21 protein-coding genes and 1 pseudogene are annotated in these 21,667 nt (G+C 72.1%); 15 read left to right on the forward strand and 7 right to left on the reverse strand.

The features are described 5' to 3' along the window. Positions 1-112: 112 nt before the first annotated feature. Positions 113-1,237: a YihY/virulence factor BrkB family protein gene (locus tag ACIGO8_RS32260; RefSeq protein ID WP_399738068.1), complete on the reverse strand. Its 1,125-nt coding sequence runs from the start codon at positions 1,235-1,237 to the stop codon at positions 113-115. A 17-nt stretch (positions 1,238-1,254) separates the two neighbouring features. On the opposite strand from ACIGO8_RS32260, the gene ACIGO8_RS32265 reads away from it, so the two are divergent. Beyond that, positions 1,255-2,994: an acyl-CoA dehydrogenase family protein gene (locus ACIGO8_RS32265; protein WP_399738070.1), complete on the forward strand. Its 1,740-nt coding sequence runs from the start codon at positions 1,255-1,257 to the stop codon at positions 2,992-2,994. Positions 2,995-3,342: 348 nt separating this feature from the next. Then, the gene (locus tag ACIGO8_RS32270; RefSeq protein ID WP_399738072.1) at positions 3,343-4,644 is read left to right on the forward strand and encodes a GAF domain-containing protein; all 1,302 of its coding nucleotides are present in this window, start codon (positions 3,343-3,345) and stop codon (positions 4,642-4,644) included. Between the two features lie 75 nt (positions 4,645-4,719). Here ACIGO8_RS32270 and ACIGO8_RS32275 read toward each other — a convergent pair whose 3' ends face one another. Further along, entirely contained in the window at positions 4,720-5,772 is a 1,053-nt protein-coding gene (locus ACIGO8_RS32275; RefSeq protein WP_399738074.1) for a hypothetical protein, read from the reverse strand. A 227-nt stretch (positions 5,773-5,999) separates the two neighbouring features. On the opposite strand from ACIGO8_RS32275, the gene ACIGO8_RS32280 reads away from it, so the two are divergent. From ACIGO8_RS32280 to ACIGO8_RS32335, 12 genes are all read left to right on the forward strand, one after another. Then, complete coding sequence (locus tag ACIGO8_RS32280) at positions 6,000-6,569, forward strand: GNAT family N-acetyltransferase (RefSeq protein ID WP_399738076.1); 570 nt, start codon at positions 6,000-6,002, stop codon at positions 6,567-6,569. 224 nt (positions 6,570-6,793) lie between these two features. After that, entirely contained in the window at positions 6,794-6,877 is an 84-nt protein-coding gene (locus ACIGO8_RS32285) for a putative leader peptide (RefSeq protein WP_392090209.1), read from the forward strand. Positions 6,878-7,003: 126 nt separating this feature from the next. After that, a complete protein-coding gene (locus tag ACIGO8_RS32290; protein WP_399738078.1) occupies positions 7,004-8,701 on the forward strand; it encodes a nitrite/sulfite reductase in 1,698 nt (565 codons plus the stop codon). Further along, positions 8,698-8,877 (forward strand): hypothetical protein, encoded by a 180-nt coding sequence (locus ACIGO8_RS32295; protein WP_399738080.1) that lies wholly within the window; start codon positions 8,698-8,700, stop codon positions 8,875-8,877. Before ACIGO8_RS32290 ends, ACIGO8_RS32295 begins: the two co-directional genes overlap by 4 nt. Continuing rightward, positions 8,874-9,590, forward strand: a complete 717-nt coding sequence (locus tag ACIGO8_RS32300) for a phosphoadenylyl-sulfate reductase (RefSeq protein WP_399738082.1) — start codon at positions 8,874-8,876, stop codon at positions 9,588-9,590. The genes ACIGO8_RS32295 and ACIGO8_RS32300 overlap by 4 nt, the downstream gene beginning before the upstream one ends. Beyond that, on the forward strand, positions 9,590-10,168 hold the full coding sequence (gene cysC, locus ACIGO8_RS32305) for an adenylyl-sulfate kinase (RefSeq protein ID WP_399738084.1): 579 nt from the start codon (positions 9,590-9,592) through the stop codon (positions 10,166-10,168). The genes ACIGO8_RS32300 and cysC overlap by 1 nt, the downstream gene beginning before the upstream one ends. After that, on the forward strand, positions 10,165-11,100 hold the full coding sequence (gene cysD / locus ACIGO8_RS32310) for a sulfate adenylyltransferase subunit CysD (RefSeq protein WP_399738086.1): 936 nt from the start codon (positions 10,165-10,167) through the stop codon (positions 11,098-11,100). The genes cysC and cysD overlap by 4 nt, the downstream gene beginning before the upstream one ends. Then, entirely contained in the window at positions 11,100-12,446 is a 1,347-nt protein-coding gene (locus ACIGO8_RS32315; protein ID WP_399738088.1) for a sulfate adenylyltransferase subunit 1, read from the forward strand. Before cysD ends, ACIGO8_RS32315 begins: the two co-directional genes overlap by 1 nt. Positions 12,447-12,653: 207 nt before the next feature. Further along, the gene (locus tag ACIGO8_RS32320) at positions 12,654-13,763 is read left to right on the forward strand and encodes an aliphatic sulfonate ABC transporter substrate-binding protein (protein ID WP_399738090.1); all 1,110 of its coding nucleotides are present in this window, start codon (positions 12,654-12,656) and stop codon (positions 13,761-13,763) included. A gap of 43 nt (positions 13,764-13,806) precedes the next feature. Then, positions 13,807-14,604 carry an ABC transporter ATP-binding protein gene (locus tag ACIGO8_RS32325; protein WP_399738092.1) on the forward strand — a complete coding sequence of 266 codons (798 nt, stop codon included), beginning with the start codon at positions 13,807-13,809 and terminating at the stop codon, positions 14,602-14,604. After that, positions 14,591-15,487 (forward strand): ABC transporter permease, encoded by an 897-nt coding sequence (locus ACIGO8_RS32330; RefSeq protein WP_399738094.1) that lies wholly within the window; start codon positions 14,591-14,593, stop codon positions 15,485-15,487. Before ACIGO8_RS32325 ends, ACIGO8_RS32330 begins: the two co-directional genes overlap by 14 nt. Before the next feature lie 2 nt (positions 15,488-15,489). After that, positions 15,490-16,248, forward strand: coding sequence for a sirohydrochlorin chelatase (locus ACIGO8_RS32335; protein WP_399738096.1), 759 nt, complete (start codon positions 15,490-15,492; stop codon positions 16,246-16,248). A gap of 29 nt (positions 16,249-16,277) precedes the next feature. Here ACIGO8_RS32335 and ACIGO8_RS32340 read toward each other — a convergent pair whose 3' ends face one another. Next, on the reverse strand, positions 16,278-16,844 hold the full coding sequence (locus ACIGO8_RS32340) for a TIGR03086 family metal-binding protein (protein ID WP_399738099.1): 567 nt from the start codon (positions 16,842-16,844) through the stop codon (positions 16,278-16,280). Positions 16,845-16,961: 117 nt separating this feature from the next. On the opposite strand from ACIGO8_RS32340, the gene ACIGO8_RS32345 reads away from it, so the two are divergent. After that, positions 16,962-17,795, forward strand: a complete 834-nt coding sequence (locus ACIGO8_RS32345; protein WP_399738101.1) for an arylamine N-acetyltransferase — start codon at positions 16,962-16,964, stop codon at positions 17,793-17,795. A 52-nt stretch (positions 17,796-17,847) separates the two neighbouring features. On the opposite strand, the gene ACIGO8_RS32350 is transcribed toward ACIGO8_RS32345, so the two are convergent. The 4 genes and pseudogenes from ACIGO8_RS32350 to ACIGO8_RS32365 all read right to left on the reverse strand — a co-directional run. Further along, on the reverse strand, positions 17,848-18,453 hold the full coding sequence (locus tag ACIGO8_RS32350) for a DsbA family protein (protein ID WP_399738103.1): 606 nt from the start codon (positions 18,451-18,453) through the stop codon (positions 17,848-17,850). A gap of 89 nt (positions 18,454-18,542) precedes the next feature. Next, positions 18,543-19,100 carry a DUF1697 domain-containing protein gene (locus ACIGO8_RS32355; RefSeq protein ID WP_399738105.1) on the reverse strand — a complete coding sequence of 186 codons (558 nt, stop codon included), beginning with the start codon at positions 19,098-19,100 and terminating at the stop codon, positions 18,543-18,545. 84 nt (positions 19,101-19,184) lie between these two features. Continuing rightward, complete coding sequence (locus ACIGO8_RS32360; protein ID WP_399738107.1) at positions 19,185-20,399, reverse strand: S8 family serine peptidase; 1,215 nt, start codon at positions 20,397-20,399, stop codon at positions 19,185-19,187. Positions 20,400-20,539: 140 nt separating this feature from the next. After that, positions 20,540-21,640, reverse strand: a pseudogene (locus ACIGO8_RS32365) (macrolide family glycosyltransferase); the annotation flags it as partial. Positions 21,641-21,667: the final 27 nt, after the last annotated feature.

A 21,667-nucleotide genomic window follows, 5' to 3' on the forward strand; every position in this document is an offset into this window, starting at 1 on the left:
GTGCGGTGAAGCCTAGACACCTCCACCACACCGGAGGTCTTCGCCATGATCAAGACCCGCGACTGTCAACAACGCTCGTGATCAATACACCTAGGTCGTGTCCGCCGCTCCGCTACTCCTTCTCCCAGCCGCTGTGCAGCCGGGACTTCACGTCGTCCGGCGGCAGGAACTTCGACCACCGCTCCGGGAACTCCGACGGCATGTCGGGGTCGTCCTCGTCGACGTCGTCCTCCTCGGCGCGCAGCCGGGCGACCAGGTCGGCGGCCTGGGCGGCGCGGGCGCGTTCGTTGGCCTCGCGGGCGGCGGCGGTGGCGACGGACGGCCAGACGCGGTCGATGGCCGCGTTGACGGCGGCGCCGACGAGGACGGCGAAGGCGGAGATGCCGATCCACAGGAGGACGGCGATGGGTGCGGCGAGGGAGCCGTAGATGGTGGGGCCCTCGACCTGGCTGGTCAGGTAGATCCGCAGCAGGAAGCTGCCGAGGACCCACATCGCGAGGGCGACGAGGGCGCCGGGGATGTCCTCGATCCAGGGCGAGCGGACCGGCACGGACACGTGGTAGAGCGTCGTCAGGAAGGCGATGGACAGCAGGATGACCGTGGGCCAGTAGAGGACGGAGACGACCTCGGTGCCCCACGGCACGAGCTGGACGAGGCGGTCCGGGCCGACGACGGCGAGCGGCAGGACGACGGCGCCGATGAGCAGGGCGACGATGTAGAGCAGGAAGGCGAGGAGCCGGGTCTTGACGATGCCGCGGTGGCCGTCGAGGCCGTACATGACGGTGATGGTGTCGATGAAGACGTTCACGGCGCGGGAGCCGGACCACAGGGCGATGGCGAAGCCGAGGGAGATCAGGTCGGGCCGCCGGGCCTGGGTGACGTCCTCCAGGAGCGGGCGGGCGATCTCGTTGACGCCGCGGTCGGACAGGACGGTCCGGGCGGCGTGGAGGATGTTCTCCTCGATGCTGGCGACCGTGTTGGTGTTGGTCCACGCGTCGGCGTAGCCGAGGAGGGCGATCAGGCCGAGCAGCAGCGGTGGCAGCGACAGCAGGGTGAAGAACGCGGCTTCGGCGGCGAGGCCGAGGATGCGGTACTCGATGCACGAGTTGACCGTGTCCTTGAGCAGCAGCCAGACCATCTTCCGCTTGGAGACGTTGCGGTAGAGCACGCGGGCGCGGTGGAGCCGGCTCCAGGGCCGACGCTCGCGTCGTTCGGGTGTTTCGTTTGCTGCCTGCACCTCCTTACCGTATCGGCATGGCGACCGGCACCCACACCGTGACCAACCAGGCTCCGCCCCTGGTGGGATACGACATGTTCTCGTCCGACCGAGCCCTGGCGGAGGCCGTGGAACGGCACCTGCCACCGGAGGTGTACGAGGAGGCGGCCAAGGAGCTCGCGGGCTTCGGAGTGTCCACGGGCTCGTCCCAGGCGCAGGAGTGGGGGCGGCTCGCGAACGAGTTCCCGCCACGGCTGCGGACCCACGACCGGTACGGGAACCGGATCGACGAGGTGGAGTTCCATCCGTCCTGGCACCGGCTGCTCGGCCGCGCGGTCGGCGCAGGGCTGACGGACGCGTGGGGCCGTCCGGGTGGTCATGTGAAGCGGGCGGCGCTCTTCCTGCTGGCCTCGCAGGTTGAGGCGGGACACGGCTGTCCGCTGTCGATGACGCACGCGGCGGTACCGGCGCTGCGGGCGGATCCGGAGCTGGCGGCGGCCTGGGAGCCGTTGCTGGCCTCGCGGGTGTACGAGCAGGACCTGCGGCCGCCGCTGGAGAAGGCGGGCGTGCTGCTCGGGATGGGCATGACGGAGAAGCAGGGCGGCAGTGACGTACGGGCGAACGCGACCAGGGCCGAGCCGCTGGCCGAGGACGGCGCCTACGTGCTGACGGGGCACAAGTGGTTCTGTTCGGCGCCGATGTCGGACGGCTTCCTGGTCCTGGCCCGGACGGCCCGGTCCGCGTCGGCGTCGGCGGGCGGGTCCACGTCGGCAGCCGGGTCCGCATCCGGGTCCGCGTCCGGGTCCGGGTCCGGGTCCGCGGGAGAGGACGGCCTGACGTGCTTCCTGGTGCCGCGGGTGCTGCCGGACGGGTCGCGCAACGCGTTCGCCATCCAGCGGCTGAAGGACAAGCTGGGCAACCGCTCGAACGCCTCCGCGGAGGTGGAGTTCGACGGGTCGACGTGGGCGCGCCGGGTCGGCGAGGAGGGCCGCGGGGTGCGCACGATCATCGGGATGGTGGCGGCGACCCGGCTGGACTGCGTGCTCGGGTCGGCGGCGCTGATGCGGCAGGCGGTGGCGCAGGCCGTGCACCACGCCTCGTACCGCAGCGCGTTCGGCGGGCCGCTCGTCGACAAGCCGCTGATGCGCAACGTGCTGGCTGATCTGGCGCTGGAGTCGGAGGCGGCGACGGCCCTCGGGCTGCGGCTCGCGGCGGCGTACGACGCGGCCGAGGCCGGCTCGGAGGAGGAACGGGCGCTGCTGCGGATCGCGGTGCCGGTGGCGAAGTACTGGGTGACGAAGCGGTGCACGCCGGTGGTGGCGGAGGCGCTGGAGTGCCTGGGCGGCAACGGGTACGTGGAGGAGTCGGGGCTGCCGCGGCTGCTGCGTGAGTCGCCGCTGAACTCGGTGTGGGAGGGCGCCGGGAACGTGCAGGCCCTGGACGTGCTGCGGGCGTTGCGGCGGGAGCCGGAGGCGCTGAACGCGTTCCTGGTGGAGGTCGGGCGGGCGCGCGGCGCGGACCACCGGCTCGACCGGGCGATCCGGGAGATGCTGGCCGAGCTGGCGGACCTGGACGGCATCGAGGCGCGGGCGAGGCGGCTGGTGGAGCGGATGGCGCGGGTCCTCCAGGGCGCGCTGCTGGTGCGCTGGGCGCCGCCGGCGGTGGCGGACGCGTTCGCCGCCTCGCGGCTCGGCGGCGACTGGGGAGCGGCGTTCGGCACGCTGCCGCACACGCTGGACCTGGCGGCGGTCGTGGAGCGGGCCCGCCCGGAGGCGTGAACGGGAGCGTGGACGGGAGCGTGAACGGGAGTTCGGCAGGCCCGTCGGACGGGTGAGGTTGGAGCGTGGTGCCGCGCGTGCCAGGGGTGGACCCGGGGCCGTGCGGCGCCCTGGAGGGGGTCGGCACGCGCGGAAAAGCCGAGGGTGGTGCTGCGCCGACACGGCACCACCCTCCGCTTCGGTCCAAGCGTCGTGGACGGGGGCGGGGGTTGCCAGAGTTGCAAGGGGTTGCAGGATTACCCGAAGCGCCCCGCGCGTGGCGCCGGGGAGCGGCACGATGGGCGTCAGGACCACCGCGGCGCAGAACCGATACAGCGAATCCGCACCGCTGGTGGCCGGGAGGGACCGATGAACAACACGCAGCTCGACCTGATCCGGCTGGCCGCGATGGACGCGGGCAAGGCGACCCGGCTGCTGCACCGGGTGCGGGAGGAGACCCTGGCTGGCCGGACCCCGCCGGTGGCGCCCCGCCCGGTGATCGACGCCTCCTGGCAGCGGATGTTCCGGCTCGGCCTGAATCCGGACCAGAGCACCAGCAGCGTGCTGCTGCAGCGTGACGAGCTGGAGGAGCGGCGCCGGGCGACGGTGCTCGGCGAGGTCATGCGCACGCTCAGCGCCGGTCTGTCGGGGATCGCCGACGCGTCCATGCAGATCATGGTGGTGACGGACGAGCAGGGCCGGGTGCTGTGGCGGGAGGGCAATCTCTCGGTGCTGCGGCAGGCCAACGGGATCTGTCTGGAGGAGGGCGCGGCCTGGAGCGAGCAGACCACCGGCACGAACGCGGTGGGCACGGCGCTCGCCATGGGCAAGGCGGTGCAGGTCCACTCGGCGGAGCACTACGTCCACACGCTGCACAACTGGACCTGCGCCGCCGCTCCCGTCCACGACCCGCGCGACCAGCGGCTGCTCGGGATCGTGGACGTCAGCGGTCCGGCGTCCTCCTTCCATCCGGCGACGCTGGCGCTCGTCAGCTCGGTGGCGCAGCTCGCCGAGGCGGAGATGCGCCAGCGCCATCTGCGGTCGATCGAGCGGCTGCGGTCGGTGGCGGCGCCGATCCTGTGCCGGGTCGGCGGCCGGGCCGTCGCGGTGGACCCGCACGGCTGGACGGCGGCGGTGACGGGCATGGCGCCGGTGGACCGGATCACGCTGCCGAAGTCCTTCCGGACCGGCCGGGTGTGGCTGCCGTCGCTCGGGACGTGCGCGGTGGAGCCGCTGCCGGGCGGCTGGCTGCTGCGGGTCGAGGAGGACAGCGGGCCCGGCGGGCCGGGCGCGGCCGCGGCGAGCCGGGTGGTGCTCGATCTGAGCCGGCCGCGCCGCTGGACGGTCGCCGTGTCGGGCGCGGCGGGCAGCTGGTCGCAGGAGCTGAGCCCGCGCCATGCGGAGCTGCTCTATCTGCTGGCCCTGCACCGGGAGGGCCGGACGGCGGCCGAGCTGGCCGAGGACGTGTTCGGCGACCGGACCCGGACGGTGACCGTGCGGGCCGAGATGTCGCGGGTGCGGCGCAATCTGGCGAGCGTGCTGGCCCACCGTCCGTACCGCTTCAGCGAGGAGGTGGAGGTCGAGCTGCTCCGGCCGGCCCACCCGGCGGACCTGCTGCCGCAGTCGACGGCCCCGGCGATCCGCGCGGCCCGCACCGGCACGACGGCCTGACGGCACGACGAGCGCCCGGCCCCGCCCGCCCCGCCCGGGCGCCCAGGACGCCCGGGACGCCCAGGGCGCCGAGGACTAGGACGCCAGCTTCATGAAGAGGGACCGGATCCGCTTCTGGTCGGCGACGAGCGGGAGGGTGTCGAAGTACAGCTCCCACTCGCCGTCCGGGCCGAAGCGCTCCACGATCCCGAAGGGGATGTCGGTGCCCTGGTCGCCGGAGACGGTGCCGTGCCACTCGACGTACGTGGTCGTGGTGCCGACGGCGACCTGGCCCGCCTTGAGCTGGAGCCGGCCGGTGGCGAAGAGGCGGTCGAGGTAGGCGCGCTTGCCGGCGTCGGTGGTGAGCGGGGCGTCGAGGCCGGGGCCCATGAGCCGGGCGCCCGCGAACCGGTCCAGGAGGGCGTCGGTGTCTCCCGCGTTCCAGGCGGCGAGGCGGCCCGGGATCTCGCCCACGTGGAAGCGGACGGGCGCGCCGTGCTCGGCCGCGCCGCGCTCGGGCCTGCCGCTGTCGGCGACGCCGGCGAAGAGCGGCGCGGGCGCGTCGTCGGGCAGGGTGTCCTGGAAGAGGACGGCGCGGTCGTAGTAGCGGCGGGCCTGGAGGGTGCGGCCGTCGTCGCCGAGGACGTTGCGGGCGATCTGCGGGTAGGCGACGGTGCGACCGCGGAGCGTGACCTCGTTCCACTGGCCGAACATCACGGTGCTGCCGTCGGCGACGACGTTCGTGCCCCGGTAGGTGAGGCTGGGAGCGAGCCGCAGCGAGGTGGCGATGGAGCCGCCGATCACCGCGCGGCCGCGCTGGGGCTCGGAGCCGGCCTCCCAGAGGGTGGCGTCGGGGTCGAAGATGTCGAGGTAGGCGCTGACCCGCGGGTGGGTGAGGTCGCCGGGGACGGGCGGGGTCCCGGTCGGGATCGCGCCGAAGGCGATCTGCCGCTCCATGAAGGCGCAGGCGTTCGGCGTGATCCGGCCTTCGAGGCGGTCGACCTCGGCCCGTGCGGCCGGGCAGGCGCCCTGCGCGGCGGCCGCGTCGCCGCCGGGCCGCGCCTCGGCGGCCGGTCCCGCGATCGCCGCTCCCGCGACGACCGCCGCCGCCACCGCGATGCCCACCAGTCCGCGTCGACCCGTACCCATACCGTCCTCCTCATGTCCCGCACCGTCTGTCCGGCACCGGCGGCGGTGCTCGCCGTCCGGTGTGATCACTGTGGCGTCGGGCGGGACGACGGGTCGATTACGTGCGAGGTAATGCCCTGGGCGCCGTCACGCGGAGATCGTCCGCAATGCGGACAGCGGGTTCATCCATCGGATCACTCCGTGGACCCGGCCTGGGAATTCGACGCTCCGCATGATGCGATAAGCCCATGAGCATCACTCTCACCACCTGGTCCCTGGAACAGACCTCGCCGGACGACCTCCGCCCGGTCCCCGCACCCGAGGGCCGGGACCTGCGGATCGAGCGCGCCGGGGTGCCGTCGGCGGAGTTCAGCCGCTTCCTCTACACGGCGGTCGGCGGCGACATCCGCTGGACCGACCGGCTGTCGCTGACGTACGCGCAGTGGCAGGAGATCGTGGAGCGGCCCGGGGCCGAGATCTGGGTGGCGTACGAGAAGGGGACGCCGGCCGGGTACGTGGAGCTGGACGCGCAGCCGGACGGTGTGGTGGAGATCGTCTACTTCGGCCTGATCCCCGCCTTCCGGGGCCGGGGCATCGGCGGGCACCTGCTGTCGTACGGCGTGGAGCGCGCCTGGGACCTGGCGGAGCGCTGGCCGGACCGGGAGCCGACCAAGCGGGTGTGGCTGCACACCTGCTCGCTGGACGGCGAGCACGCGATGGCGAACTACGAGCGCCGTGGCTTCCGGCTGTTCGACACGAAGGTGGAGGAGGCCGAGGAGGCCGACAACCCGGGTCCGTGGCCGGGCGCGTACGCCTGACGCCCGCCCGGCGCCCACCCCTCGCCCGCCCGGCGCCCGCCCCTCGCCCGCCGGGCGCTCGCGGCCGGGCCCGCCCGGCGCGTACGGCACCACCTCGACGAAGGGGCCCTGAGCTGGGCCCCTTTCGCGTGACCCATGCCACACTGTCTCGTAAAGCGAGACAGCCATGTCCACATCCTGGACGAAGCTGGACTGGTTCCAAAGTCCCGTGACACGCTTCCGTCATGTCTGGAACTGGAATTGCCTTGGTGAGTCGGCGGCACGTCGACCTCGGCCGCATGTCCAGCGCCATGTGTTCGACGCGCTGATCGACTCAGCACCGCCGGACCCTCTTCGTAACACCCGTTCACTGCGCACTGCCGCGCCACTCTCCGATCCGAGCGCGAGTGTGCAGGTCAGAGCCGCCCTCTCGCCGTCCCGAAGGACACATCGCCATGGCCGCCACCCCGGAAAACCCCACTCCCGTCGCCGCCCGCCGCAAGGCCGGGCGTCACCGTGGCGAGGGTCAGTGGGCCGCGGGTCACTTCACCCCGCTGAACGGCAATGAGCAGTTCAAGAAGGACGACGACGGTCTCAATGTGCGGACACGTATTGAGACGATCTACTCCAAGCGCGGCTTCGACTCCATCGACCCCAACGACCTGCGCGGACGCATGCGCTGGTGGGGTCTCTACACCCAGCGCCGCGAGGGCCTGGACGGCACCAAGACCGGTGTCCTGGAGCCGGAGGAGCTGGACGCCGAGTACTTCATGCTCCGGGTCCGCATCGACGGCGGCCGGCTGACGACCGAACAGCTGCGGGTGATCGGCGAGATCTCCCAGGAGTTCGCGCGCGGCACCGCCGACATCACCGACCGTCAGAACGTCCAGTACCACTGGATCCGCATCGAGGACGTCCCGGAAATCTGGAACCGCCTGGAGGCGGTCGGCCTGTCGACCACCGAGGCCTGCGGTGACACCCCGCGTGTCATCCTCGGCTCGCCGGTCGCCGGCATCGCCGAGGACGAGATCATCGACGGCACGCCCGCCATCGAGGAGATCTACCGGCGGATCGTCGGCAACAAGGACTTCTCCAACCTGCCCCGCAAGTTCAAGTCCGCCATCTCCGGTTCGCCGCTGCTCGACGTGGCGCACGAGATCAACGACATCGCCTTCGTCGGCGTGGAGCACCCGGAGCACGGTCCCGGCTTCGACGTCTGGGTCGGCGGCGGTCTGTCCACCAACCCCAAGCTGGGCGTCCGCCTCGGCACCTGGGTGTCCCTGGACGAGGTGCCGGACGTCTACGAGGGCGTCATCTCGATCTTCCGCGACTACGGCTACCGCCGGCTGCGCAACCGCGCCCGCCTGAAGTTCCTCGTCGCCGACTGGGGCCCGGAGAAGTTCCGCCAGGTCCTGGAGGACGAGTACCTCAAGCGCAAGCTCACCGACGGCCCCGCCCCGGCGGAGCCCGCCGGCCGCTGGCGCGACCACGTGGGCGTCCACAAGCAGAAGGACGGCCGCTACTACGTCGGCTTCGCCCCGCGCGTCGGCCGCGTCGACGGCGCCACCCTGACGAAGATCGCCGAGATCGCCGAGGAGCACGGCTCGGGCCGGCTGCGCACCACCGCCGAGCAGAAGATGATCGTCCTGGACGTCGAGGAGGAGCGGGTCGAGTCGATCGTCTCCGCCCTGGAGTCCCTGGACCTGCGGGTCACGCCCTCGCCGTTCCGGCGCGGCACGATGGCCTGCACCGGCATCGAGTTCTGCAAGCTGGCCATCGTCGAGACCAAGGGCCGCGGCTCCTCGCTCATCGACGAACTGGAGCGCCGCATCCCGGAGTTCGACGAGCCGATCACCATCAACATCAACGGCTGCCCGAACGCCTGCGCCCGCATCCAGGTCGCGGACATCGGTCTCAAGGGCCAGCTGGTCCTGGACGACGACGGCAACCGGGTCGAGGGCTACCAGGTCCACCTCGGCGGCGCGCTCGGCCTCGAGGCCGGCTTCGGCCGCAAGGTCCGCGGCCTGAAGGTCACCTCGGCCGAGCTGCCCGACTACGTCGAGCGTCTCCTCAAGCGCTTCCAGGCGGAGCGCGAGGACGGCGAGCGCTTCGCCACCTGGGCGGCGCGCGCGTCGGAGGAGGCCCTGTCATGAGCGAGCGGGCCGCGCCGTTCCACTGCCCCTACTGCGGGGACGAGGACCTCCGCCCCGGCGAGCAGGGTCACGGCGCCTGGGAATGCAGGGCGTGCAGCCGAGCCTTCCAGCTGAAGTTCCTGGGGCTCCTGGCCCCTGGCACTTCGAGCGACTCCACTGGACGGGAAGAGATATGACGGTCACTCAGGACGCGAAGGACGCGACCGCGGCCGACCTGAAGGCACTCGCCGAACAGGCCGGCCGCGAGCTGGAGGACGCCTCCGCGCTGGAGATCCTCCAGTGGGCGGCGGCGACCTTCGGCAAGGAGTTCTGCGTCACCTCCTCCATGGAGGACGCGGTCGTCGCCCACCTCGCCGCGCGCGCCATGCCCGGCGTGGACGTCGTCTTCCTCGACACCGGCTACCACTTCCCCGAGACCATCGGCACCCGCGACGCCGTCGAGGCCGTCATGGACGTCAACGTCATCACCCTGACCCCGCGCCAGACGGTCGAGGAGCAGGACGCCGAGTACGGTCCGAGGCTGCACGAGCGCAACCCCGACCTGTGCTGCGCGCTGCGCAAGGTCAAGCCGCTGGACGAGGGCCTGACCCGCTACCGCGCCTGGGCCACCGGACTGCGCCGCGACGAGTCCCCGACCCGGGCGAACACCCCGGTGGTCGGCTGGGACGAGAAGCGCCAGAAGGTGAAGATCTCGCCCATCGCCCGCTGGACCCAGGACGACGTGGACGCCTACGTGCTGGAGCACGGCGTGCTCACCAACCCGCTGCTCATGGACGGTTACGCCTCCGTCGGCTGCGCTCCGTGCACCCTGCGCGTCGCGGACGGCGAGGACGCGCGGGCCGGCCGCTGGGCCGGCCGGGCCAAGACCGAATGCGGGCTGCACGGCTGATGACCACCACCCCTCAGACCTCTCAGACCTCCCAGGAGAACGACGTGACCGGAGCCACCGTCTGGCTCACCGGCCTGCCCAGCGCCGGCAAGACCACGATCGCGTACGAGCTCGCCGGCCGGCTGCGCGCGGAGGGCCGGCGCGTCGAGGTGCTCGACGGCGACGAGATCCGCGAGTTCCTCTCCGCGGGCCTCGGCTTCAGCCGCGAGGACCGGCACACCAACGTGCAGCGGATCGGCTTCGTCGCCGAGCTGCTCGCCTCCCACGGCGTGCAGGTCCTGGTCCCGGTCATCGCGCCGTACGAGGACAGCCGCGAGGCGGTCCGCAAGCGCCACGAGACGGAGGGCACGCCCTACGTCGAGGTGCACGTGGCCACGCCCGTCGAGGTGTGCTCGGTCCGCGACGTGAAGGGGCTGTACGCCAAGCAGGCGGCCGGCGAGATCAGCGGGCTGACCGGCGTCGACGACCCGTACGACGAGCCCCGGAACCCCGATCTGCGGATCGAGTCCCACACCCAGACCGTGCAGGAGTCCGCGGCGCAGCTGTACGCGCTGCTCACCGAGAGGGGTCTGCTGTGACCACTGTCGCCCACGTCCACGAGTCGACCGACAGCCCGTTCGCGCTGTCGCACCTCGACTCCCTGGAGTCCGAGGCCGTCCACATCTTCCGTGAGGTGGCGGGCGAGTTCGAGCGGCCGGTGATCCTCTTCTCCGGCGGCAAGGACTCGATCGTCATGCTGCACCTGGCGCTGAAGGCCTTCGCGCCCGCGCCGGTGCCCTTCACGCTGCTGCACGTCGACACCGGGCACAACTTCCCCGAGGTCATCGAGTACCGCGACCGCGTGGTCGCCGAGCACGGCCTGCGCCTGCACGTCGCCTCCGTCCAGGAGTACATCGACGCCGGCAAGCTGCGCGAGCGCCCGGACGGCACCCGCAACCCGCTGCAGACCGTCCCGCTGACCGAGGCGATCCAGCAGCACCGCTTCGACGCCGTCTTCGGCGGCGGCCGCCGCGACGAGGAGAAGGCCCGCGCCAAGGAGCGGGTGTTCAGCCTCCGCGACGAGTTCTCGCAGTGGGACCCGCGCCGGCAGCGCCCCGAGCTGTGGCAGCTGTACAACGGCCGGCACGCCCCCGGCGAGCACGTCCGGGTGTTCCCGCTGTCCAACTGGACCGAGCTGGACGTCTGGCAGTACATCCAGCGGGAGAAGATCGCGCTTCCGGAGATCTACTTCGCGCACGAGCGCGAGGTCTTCCAGCGCAACGGCATGTGGCTGACCGCCGGCGAGTGGGGCGGCCCGAAGGACACCGAGGACGTCGAGACGCGGCTCATCCGCTACCGCACCGTCGGTGACATGTCCTGCACCGGCGCGGTGGACTCCGACGCCACCACGCTGGATGCCGTGATCGCCGAGATCGCCGCGTCCCGGCTCACCGAGCGGGGCGCCACCCGGGCGGACGACAAGCTGTCCGAGGCCGCGATGGAAGACCGCAAGCGCGAGGGGTACTTCTAATGAGCACGTCCACCGAGCAGCAGCCGCCCGCCGAGCTGGCGGCGACCACCCTGCTGCGCTTCGCCACCGCCGGCTCCGTCGACGACGGCAAGTCCACCCTGGTGGGCCGGCTGCTGCACGACTCCAAGTCGGTGCTCGCCGACCAGCTGGAGGCCGTGGAGCACGCCTCGCGTTCGCGCGGCCAGGAGGCGCCCGACCTGGCGCTGCTGACCGACGGCCTGCGGGCCGAGCGGGAGCAGGGCATCACGATCGACGTGGCGTACCGCTACTTCGCGACCCCGCGCCGCCGGTTCATCCTCGCCGACACGCCCGGGCACGTGCAGTACACCCGGAACATGGTGACCGGCGCCTCGACGGCCGAGCTGGCCGTGGTCCTGGTCGACGCCCGCAACGGCGTCGTCGAGCAGACCCGCCGGCACGCCGCCGTCGCCGCGCTGCTGCGGGTGCCGCACGTGGTGCTCGCGGTGAACAAGATGGACCTGGTGGACTACCAGGAGTCCGTCTTCGCCGCGATCGCCGAGGAGTTCACGACGTACGCGAGCGAGCTGGGCGTCCCGGAGATCACCGCGATCCCGATCTCGGCGCTCGCCGGCGACAACGTCGTGGAGCCGTCCTCCCACATGGACTGGTACGGCGGCCCGACGGTCCTGGAGCACCTGGAGACCGTCCCGGTCAGCCACGACCTGACGGCCTGCCACGCGCGCTTCCCGGTGCAGTACGTGATCCGGCCGCAGACCGCCGAGCACCCGGACTACCGCGGCTACGCGGGCCAGATCGCGGCCGGCGCGTTCCGGGTCGGCGAGGAGGTCACCGTCCTGCCGTCCGGCAAGACGTCCACGATCACCGGGATCGACGCGCTCGGCGAGTCCGTGGACATCGCCTGGGCCCCGCAGTCGGTCACGCTCCGGCTCGCCGACGACATCGACATCTCGCGCGGCGACCTGCTCGCCCCGAGCTCCGACGCCCCGGCGACCACGCAGGACATCGAGGCGACCGTCTGCCACGTGGCGGACCAGCCGCTCGCGGTCGGCCAGCGGGTGCTGCTCAAGCACACCACCCGCACGGTCAAGGCGATCGTCAAGGAGATCCCGTCGCGGCTCACGCTCGACGACCTCTCCCAGCACCCGAACCCCGGGCAGCTCGTCGCCAACGACATCGGCCGGGTCAAGGTGCGCACCGCCGAGCCGCTCGCGCTCGACGCGTACGCCGACTCCCGCCGTACCGGTTCGTTCCTGCTGATCGACCCGGCGGACGGCACCACGCTGGCGGCCGGCATGGCGGGCGAGTCCTTCGCCTCGGCCAAGGCCGCGCCGGCCGTCGACGACGAGGAAGGGTGGGACTTCTAGATGGACCAGGACGTCTACGGCACCTTCGCCAAGGAAGGCGGCCGGGTGGGCTCCGGCGCCCTCGGTGCGGGCCGGGGAGGTGTCGCACGATGTGCGTGCTGACCTCCGCGCGCCGCTGCGGCGGCGCTGTGCCGCTCCACCCTGTCGCTCCCGGGCGACGACATCAACGAAGACTTCGAAGACGCTGAATCGAGGGGAACACTTCCCGTGTCTGCCACCACCCGTACCACCCTGCGCCGCGGCCTGGTCGCCGCCGCCGCCCTGCCCGTCCTCGTCGGGGTTCTGGCCTCCTGCGGCTACGGCTCCCAGGCCAAGAACGACGAGAAGAAGGTGGCCGCCGAGGGCGAGAAGCTCTCCGCCGACACCGTACGGCTCGGGTACTTCCCCAATCTGACGCACGCCACCGCCCTGGTCGGTGACCAGGAGGGCATCTTCCAGAAGGAGCTCGGCGGCACCCAGCTGAAGGTCTCGACCTTCAACGCCGGCCCGTCCGAGATCGAGGCCCTGAACGCCGGCTCGATCGACATCGGCTTCATCGGCCCCTCGCCGTCCATCAACGGCTACACCAAGTCCAAGGGCACCAACCTGCGCATCATCGGCGGTTCGGCCGCCGGCGGCGTGAAGCTGGTGGTCAACCCGGAGAAGATCAAGACCCTCGACGACGTCAAGGGCAAGAGGATCGCCACCCCGCAGCTCGGCAACACCCAGGACGTGGCCTTCCTCAACTGGGTCTCCGAGAAGGGCTGGAAGGTCGACGCCCAGAGCGGCAAGGGCGACGTCTCCGTGGTCCGCACGGACAACAAGATCACCCCGGACGCCTACAAGTCGGGCTCCATCGACGGCGCCTGGGTGCCGGAGCCGACCGCGTCCAAGCTCGTGAGCCAGGGCGCGAAGGTGCTGCTCGACGAGTCCGAGCTGTGGCCGGGCAAGCAGTTCGTCATCACCAACATCATCGTGTCGCAGAAGTTCCTCAGCGCCCACCCCGACGTGGTCGAGGCGGTCCTGCGCGGCTCGGTGAAGACCAACGAGTGGATCAAGACGAACTCGGACAAGGCGAAGGCCTCGGCCAACGCCAAGCTGAAGGAGCTGTCCGGCAAGGCGCTCGGTGACAAGGTGATCGACGGCGCCTGGCCGTCCATCCAGTTCACCGACGACCCGCTGGCCGCCACGCTGCAGGCGCAGGCCGACCACGCGGTCAAGGCCGGTCTCCTCAAGGAGCCCGACCTGGTCGGCATCTACGACCTGAAGCCGCTCAACAAGGTCCTGAAGGCCGCGGGCAAGCCCGAGGTCTCCGACGCCGGTCTCGGCGTGAAGTAATCGACCCCCAGCCCGAGTTCAGGTCTCCCAGGAGGTGACGACCATGGCCACGACCACGACGCTCGCCAAGGCCGAGGACCGCATCGGCGCGGTCGGTCACGCCGCGCGCATCGAGCACGTCTCGAAGTCCTTCGGCGGTCCGGCCGGCGGCCAGCTCGTCCTCGACGACATCTCGCTCGATGTCGCCCCGGGCGAGTTCGTCACCCTCCTGGGCGCCTCGGGCTGCGGCAAGTCCACCCTGCTCAACCTGGTCGCCGGGCTCGACCGGCCGTCCGCGGGGTCCATCGACACCCCGGGCGGCAGGCCGGCCCTGATGTTCCAGGAGCACGCCCTCTTCCCGTGGCTGACCGCGGGCAAGAACATCGAACTCGCCCTCAAGCTGCGCGGCGTGCCGAAGGCGGAGCGCCGCCCGGAGGCCGAGCGGCTGCTCGAACTCGTCCGGCTCGCCGGCTCGTACGGCAAGCGGGTGCACGAGCTGTCCGGCGGCATGCGCCAGCGGGTGGCGCTGGCCCGGGCGCTCGCCCAGGACAGCGATCTGCTGCTGATGGACGAGCCGTTCGCGGCGCTCGACGCCATCACCCGGGACGTGCTGCACGACGAGCTGACCCGGATCTGGCGCGAGACCCGGCTCTCGGTCCTGTTCGTCACCCACAACGTGCGCGAGGCCGTGCGGCTGGCCGAGCGTGTCGTGCTGCTCTCGTCCCGGCCCGGCCGGATCGCCCGGGAGTGGACCATCGACATCCCGCAGCCGCGCCGCATCGAGGACGCCGCCGTGGCGGAGCTGTCCGTCGAGATCACCGAAGAACTGCGTGGGGAGATCCGCCGCCATGGACAGCACTGATACGACGACGGTCGAGGCCGTCAAGGCCGACGACCTCGCGGGTCTGGAGGCCGGACTCGACGCCCTGGACAGCGTGCAGGTCCGCCGGGCGCCGGTGCGCGAGGTCCTCGTCAAGAAGGTCCTGCCGCCGGTCCTCGCGATCGCGCTCGTCCTGGTGGTGTGGCAGCTGCTGGTGACCGCGAAGGTCGCCGAGGAGGGCAAGCTGCCCTCGCCCGGCGCCGTGTGGGACAGCCTGTCCGCGATGTGGCTGGAGGGCACGCTCCTCGAGGTGCTGTGGACCAGCGTGTCGCGGGCGCTGCTCGGCTTCCTGCTCGCGCTCGCCATCGGTACGCCGCTCGGTCTGGTCGTCGCCCGGGTGGGCGTGGTCCGGACGGCGATCGGCCCGATCCTGTCCGGTCTGCAGTCGCTGCCGTCGGTCGCCTGGGTGGCGCCCGCGGTGCTGTGGCTGGGCCTCAACGACAGCATGATGTACGCGGTGATCCTGCTCGGCGCGGTGCCGTCCATCGCCAACGGCCTGGTGGCCGGCGTGGACCAGGTCCCGCCGCTGTTCCTGCGGGCCGGGCGGACGCTCGGCGCGACCGGGCTCAGGGGCGCCTGGCACATCGTGATGCCGGCCGCGCTGCCGGGCTACCTCGCGGGCCTGAAGCAGGGCTGGGCGTTCTCGTGGCGGTCGCTGATGGCGGCGGAGATCATCGCGTCCTCGCCCGATCTGGGGCTCGGTCTCGGCCAGCTCCTGGAGAACGGCCGCAACAACTTCGACATGCCGGGGATCTTCCTGGCGATCATCCTGATCCTGCTGGTCGGTGTCGCCATCGACCTGCTGATCTTCAGCCCGCTCGAGCGCGCCGTGCTGCGGCGCCGCGGCCTGCTGGTGAAGGCCTGACCATGAACGCACCCGTCCTCCTCGTCGTCGCCCACGGCAGCCGCGACCCGCGGCACGCGGCCACCGTCCAGGCCCTGGTGGCCCGGGCCGGTGCGCTGCGGCCGGGGCTGCGCGTGGAGACGGCGTTCCTGGACTTCAACCTGCCGTCGGTGACGGGCGTGCTCGACCGGCTCGCCGCCGAGGGCGTGCGGGAGGTGGTGGCGCTGCCGCTGCTGCTGACCCGCGCCTTCCACGCGAAGGCCGACATCCCCGCCGTACTGCGGCAGGCTCCGGCCTCGCTGCGGGTGCGGCAGGCGGAGGTCCTCGGCCCCTCGCCGCTGCTGCTCGCGGCGGTGGAACGGCGGCTGTACGAGGCCGGGCTCACGCCCGGCGACAAGAGCGCGACCGGGGTCGTCCTGGCCTCGGCGGGCTCCACGGACCCGGAGGCGATCGCAGTGATCGCAGAAACGGCGCGGGAGCTGCGGCGCACCGGTTGGTGCTCCGTGCGGCCTGCGTTCGCCTCCGCTGTGACGGCCGGGGGCTTCCCCGGCACCGAGGAAGCGGTACGGGCGCTGCGCGCCGAGCCGGGCGTCCGGCGCGTGGCCGTGGCCCCGTACGTGATCGCGCCGGGCCGCCTGCCGGACCGCATCGCGGCCGGCGCGGCGGACGCCGACCTCCTCGCCGACGTCCTCGGCCCCTCCCCCGAACTGGCCCGGCTGCTCCTGGAACGCTACGAGGACTCGGCGCGCCTTCCGGAGCGGGTGGCGGTCGCCGCCGGCTAGGTCTCGCCGCCGGCTAGGCCGGAGCCGGCCTAGGCCTTGCGGCCGCTCAGGGCCAGGGCCCGGGTGAAGGCGTCGGCGTCCTCGGCGGCGGCGAGCGGCTCGGCGAATCCCTCGTACTGCCGGTACATCTCGGCGTAGCGCTCGACCACGTCGAGCAGACGGGCGCCGGTGGCCGCGGGCACCGTGAACTCCTGGCCGGTGCTGCGGGCCAGGTCCCAGCCGTGCAGGGCCAGTTCGGCGAGGAGCATCGCCGCGATCTCGGTCGCGGGCACCCCGCTGCCGCCGATGTCCACCTCGCCCTCCCACGCCTCGGGCTTCCGCCACGCGGCGAGCGCCCGGTCGAGCCGGGCCGCGTACTGCTCGGGCCAGTCGGCGTCGGCGGTGAAGTCGCGCCGGACGGTCTCCTCGGGCAGTTCGGTGCGCAGCGCGCGGTGTTCGAGCCCGTGCGCGGTGTAGAGGACGAGGTGATTGGCGAGTTCGCGTACGGTCCAGTCGGGGCAGCCGGACGGTCCGGCGAGCCGGTCACGCGTGACTCCGCGGGTGACGCGGGCGGCTTCGGCGGCGCAGGTGGTGAGGTGGGCGTGGATCTCGTTCATGCGGCCGAGGCTAGGCCGGGTCGGGCGCGGGGGTCTTGAAGTTTCGCGACAGCCGGCGGCGCGGCCGGCCGGTGGCGGGCGTCTATGCTGATCGCCTTTCGGACGCTGAGGGGGATCATGATCGACGTCGACGGGTATCTGGCCGTGCTGGGCGTGGAGCGGCCGGCGGAGCCGAGTGCCGAGGCGCTGTGGGCGCTGCACCGGGCGCAGGTGGAACGGGTCGCCTACGAGACCCTCGACAACCAGCTGGGACGGCCGTCGGGCATCGGCGCCGAGGAGTCGGTGGCGCGGATCCTGCGCGGGCGCGGCGGCTACTGCTTCCAGCTCAACGGGGCGTTCGGCGCGCTCCTCGACGCCCTCGGCTACGACGTCACGCTGCACCGGGCAGGCGTGCAGGACGAGGTCGAGGACCCGGCCGGCCCGGGCGGCGACCATCTCGCGCTCACCGTGGGCATCGACGGCGAGCGGTGGCTGGTCGACACCGGGCTGGCCGGCGGGATGTACGAGCCGCTGCCGCTGCGGGAAGGCACCTACGTGCAGGGTCCGTTCACCTACGGCATGGCGCCGTCGGCGGTGGTGCCCGGCGGCTGGCGGTTCGCCCATGACCCGCGCGGCGCGTTCACGGCGATGGTCTTCGCGCCGGAGCCCGTGGAGCTGTCCTCCTTCGCCGCGAAGCACACGTTCCTGTCCACCTCGCCGGAGTCCGGTTTCGTCCGGGTCCTCCAGGCCCAGCTGCGGGACGCCAAGGGTGTCGACATGCTGCGCGGCTGTGTGCTGCGCCGGATCGACGCCGAGGGCACGGCGGAGCGGACCGTGGACACGGCCGGCGACTGGTACGACGTCCTGGCCGACGTGTTCCACCTCGACCTGGGCGACGTCGACGCCGCCGCCCGGGCGGAGCTGTGGCGCGGCGTCCGCGCCGCGCACGAGCAGTGGGAAGCGGCACGCTAGCCCGTGGGCTCGCGGGCTAGCCGGCCCGTGGGCTCGTGGGCTCGTACGAGCCCTAGGCGAAGTCGAGGCCGCCGGTGCGGGTGCGCTTGAGCTCGAAGAGGTCGGGGTGGGCGGCCAGGACCCGGAAGCTGTCGAAGAGTTCGGCCGCCGCCTCGCCGCGCGGGATGGCCCTCAGGACCGGGCCGAACCAGGCGGTGCCGTCGACGTGGAGCGTGGGCGTGCCCACGTACGCGCCGGCGTCGGGGTCCTTGCCGGCGTCGTGGCTGCGGCGGACGGCCTCGTCGTGGGCCGGGTCGTGGGCCGCGGCGGCGAGGGCCGGGTCCAGGCCGAGCGCGTCGAGGGACTCGGCGGTCACGGCGTCGAAGTCCTTGTTCTTGTGCTCGTGGATGCGGGTGCCGTACGCGGTGTAGAGCGGGCGCAGGATCTTCTCGCCGTATCTGTCGGCCGCGGCGGCGCCGACCCGGACCGGGCCGAGGGAGGCGTCGACGAGGGTGCGGTACCAGTCGGGCAGTTCGTTGCCCTCGTTGTGGAGGTAGAGGCTCATGAGCCGGAAGCGGAGGTCGAGGTCGCGGTGCCGCTCGACCTCGAGCATCCAGCGGGAGGTGATCCAGGCGAAGGGGCAGGCGGGATCGAAGTAGAAGTCCACGGTGGTCGTCATGGCCGAAACCCTAGCCAGGGCATGGCCCGTGGGAGCGGGCCAATCGCGCTGTGCCGGACTGGGCCACTTCCGCTCCGCCGCCGCCCGGTTCAGTGCGCAGGCCCGGTCATCTCCACGAGCTTCAGCACGGTGTTCCAGTTGCGGCCGGTGGCGAAGACGTCCTTGTAGAGGGCGGGCCGGGAGAGCGCCTCGCCGAGCTTGGAGCGGCCGAGGCCGTCCGGGGCGTAGAGGTAGAGGACGCGGTCACCGAGGGCGAACGCCTCGGGCAGGAAGGCCTCGCGGTCGATCCCGGCGAAGCGCGAGTCGTCGACCGGCCGGGAGAGGTAGAAGGCGTGGAGCTGCCGGCCCTCCAGTTCGGCGGCGGGGAACGGGCAGTTCTCGGCCACGGCGGCGAGGTAGTCGTGGGCGCGGACGAGGCAGTCGACGCGGAAGCCGAAGTGCTCCTCGATCGCCGCCTCGATCGCGGTCGCGAGCTCCTCGTCGGCGGCCGCGGCATCGGTGGTGAAGACGGCGTTCCCGCTCTGCAGATAGGTCCGCACGTCCCGGTGCCCGAGCTCTTCGAGGACGGAACGGAGCTGCGCCATCGGGACCTTGCGGTGGCCTCCGACGTTGATCCCGCGCAGCAGCAGGGCATAGGTCGTCGTCATGCGCACACCGTAGAGCGACCGCCGCGCCCCGTGGGGGAGGGCACGGCGGTCGCCGGTTCTACGGGTGCTCCGTGACGGCCGTCGCTACTCGACGATCTTCAGGAGCTTGTTGGCGGTGCCGGGCGAGGCGTTGCCGATCTTGTCGGGCGTGGCGCCGGCGACCAGCGCCTGGGCGACCTGCTCCGGGGTGGCGTCCTTGTGGCCCGCGAGGTAGACGGCGGCGGCGCCGACGACGTGCGGGGTGGCCATGGACGTGCCGGAGATGGTCTTGGTGCCGGTGTCGCTGTCGTTCCAGGCCGAGGTGATCTCCGAGCCCGGCGCGTAGAGGTCCACGACCGCGCCGAAGTTGGAGAAGTCGGACTGCTGGTCGTCCTTGGTGGAGGAGGCGACGGTGATCGCCTCCGGCACGCGGGACGGGGAGCCCTGGCCGGCGTCGGAGGACTCGTTGCCGGCGGCGACGGCGAAGGTGACGCCGGAGGCGATGGCCTTCTTGACCGCGTCGTCGAGCGCCGGGTCGGCGCCGCCGCCGAGGCTCATGTTGGCGACGGACGGGCCCTGGTGGTTCTTGGTGACCCAGTCGATGCCGGCGACGACCTGCTCGGTGGTGCCGGAGCCGGAGTCGTCGAGGACGCGGACGGCGACGATCTTCGCCTTCTTGGCGATGCCGTAGGTGGATCCGGCGATGGTGCCGGCCACGTGCGTGCCGTGGCCGTTGCCGTCCTGGGCGGTGTCGTCGTTGTCGACGGCGTCGAAGCCGTTGACGGCGCGGCCGCCGAAGTCCTTGTGGCTGATGCGGACGCCGGTGTCGATGACGTACGCGGTGACGCCCTCGCCCGCGGCGTCGGGGTAGGTGTACTTCTGGTCGCCGGCGGTGTCGGTCTGGTCGACCCGGTCCAGGCCCCAGGACGGCGGGTTCTCCTGGGTCTCCTTGATGGAGAACTTCCGGTTCTGGACGACCTTGGCGACGGCCGGGTCGGCGGCGAGGCGCTTGGCCTCGGTCTCGGTCAGGTTGTTGACGGAGAATCCGTTGACGGTGGAGTCGTAGCTGCGGCGCAGGGTGCCGCCGTACTCCTTCGCCAGATGGCTCTTGCCGGCCTGGTCGGTCTTCTCGTCGAGCAGCACCACGTAGCTGCCCGCCACGGCGCCCTCGACGCCGAGGCCGTAGACCGTTCCTTCGGCGGGCGTGGGGGCCGCGCCGGCGAACGGGCCGGTGAGGACGGTGACTCCGGCCGCCGCCGCGATCGCGGTCGCGACGACGACGATCCGGGTGCGCTTGCGGTCACGCTTGTGTATTGCCATGAAGAGGGGTCTCCTCGTCAGGTTTTGTGGGGGGTTGGGCCACAGGAAGGAAAAACTCCGGTGGCTCGCTCGAAACCCTGACCGATTGACGAGTGCAAATCAAGGCCTTCACAGACCTGTGACTTTTTCAACAAGGTTTCTTAAAGAGAAATGGGGCGAGTCCCCTCAACTCGCCCCACCGCTCGGACAGTCGGGAGTTCCGCCTCGATGAGGTCGGCCGCCCGCGGCGTCCCGCCCTCGCGCGCCATCGCCTCCCGGATCTCCCGTCCCCGACGGGCCACTTCGGGATCGGCCACCAGCGCGAGGACCGACTCGCGCAGCCGCTCGGGCGTGACCTCCGCCATCGGCAGGTGGCGGGCGACGCCGAGCGACCGGAGCATGTCGGCGTTGCCGAACTGGTCGACGGCCTGCGGCACGGCGACCATCGGTGTGGCCGTGGCCAGCCCCTCCTGGCTGCCGCCCGCGCCCGCGTGGGTGACGAAGGCGTCGGCCTCCTCGAGGATCGCCTGCTGCGGCACCCACGGGTGTACCTCGATGTTGCCGGGCACCTCGCCGAGTTCGGCCGGGTCGACGAAGGCGCCGATCTGCAGGACGACGTGCCAGCCCTCCAGACCGCCGAAGGCCTCGACGCAGGCCCGGTAGAAGTCGGGCTGCTTGGTGTAGGCGGAGCCGAGCGAGACCAGGAGCAGCTTGTCGGCCGTCTCGGGCCGCCGCCACTCCTCCGCTTCCGCGTGCGGCGGCCGGCAGGCGCCGACGAAGGTGAAGACGGACGCGTCCACCCGGTCGGCGTGCGGCTGGAGCGCCCTGGGGATGAGGACGAGGCCGCGGCGCGGGCGGCCGACGAAGGAGTCCGGGTGGGTGGCGATGCCGTGCTCGGCGAGCCACGCCTCGAAGCGCGCGTAGTACGCCTTGCCGCGCGTCGAGGCCTTGAGCTCCGCGTACATCGGCTCGGCGACCTCTTCCTCGTAACCCTCCCAGGGCACCAGATTCGGCCACAGCGAGACGGCGGGGACGTTCCAGGTGTGAGCGAGGACGCGGGCCGGGTACGAGGTGATGTCGTGCAGCACCAGGTCGGGCCGGTCGCCGTCGAAGGCGGCGGCGAGCTGCGGCAGGGCCTGGACGGCGTCGTCCAGGAACGACTGGAGGCTGTCGACGAGTTCGGTGCCCCAGGCGTCGGGGTCGTCGCCGGTCGGCAGGACGGACCGGTAGACGACGGGCGTGGCGCCGGTCGCGGCGACCTTGTAGATCGAGACGAAACGTCTCGTCTA

The organism is Streptomyces sp. NPDC053493, from assembly GCF_044544825.1.
GTDB lineage: Bacteria > Actinomycetota > Actinomycetes > Streptomycetales > Streptomycetaceae > Streptomyces.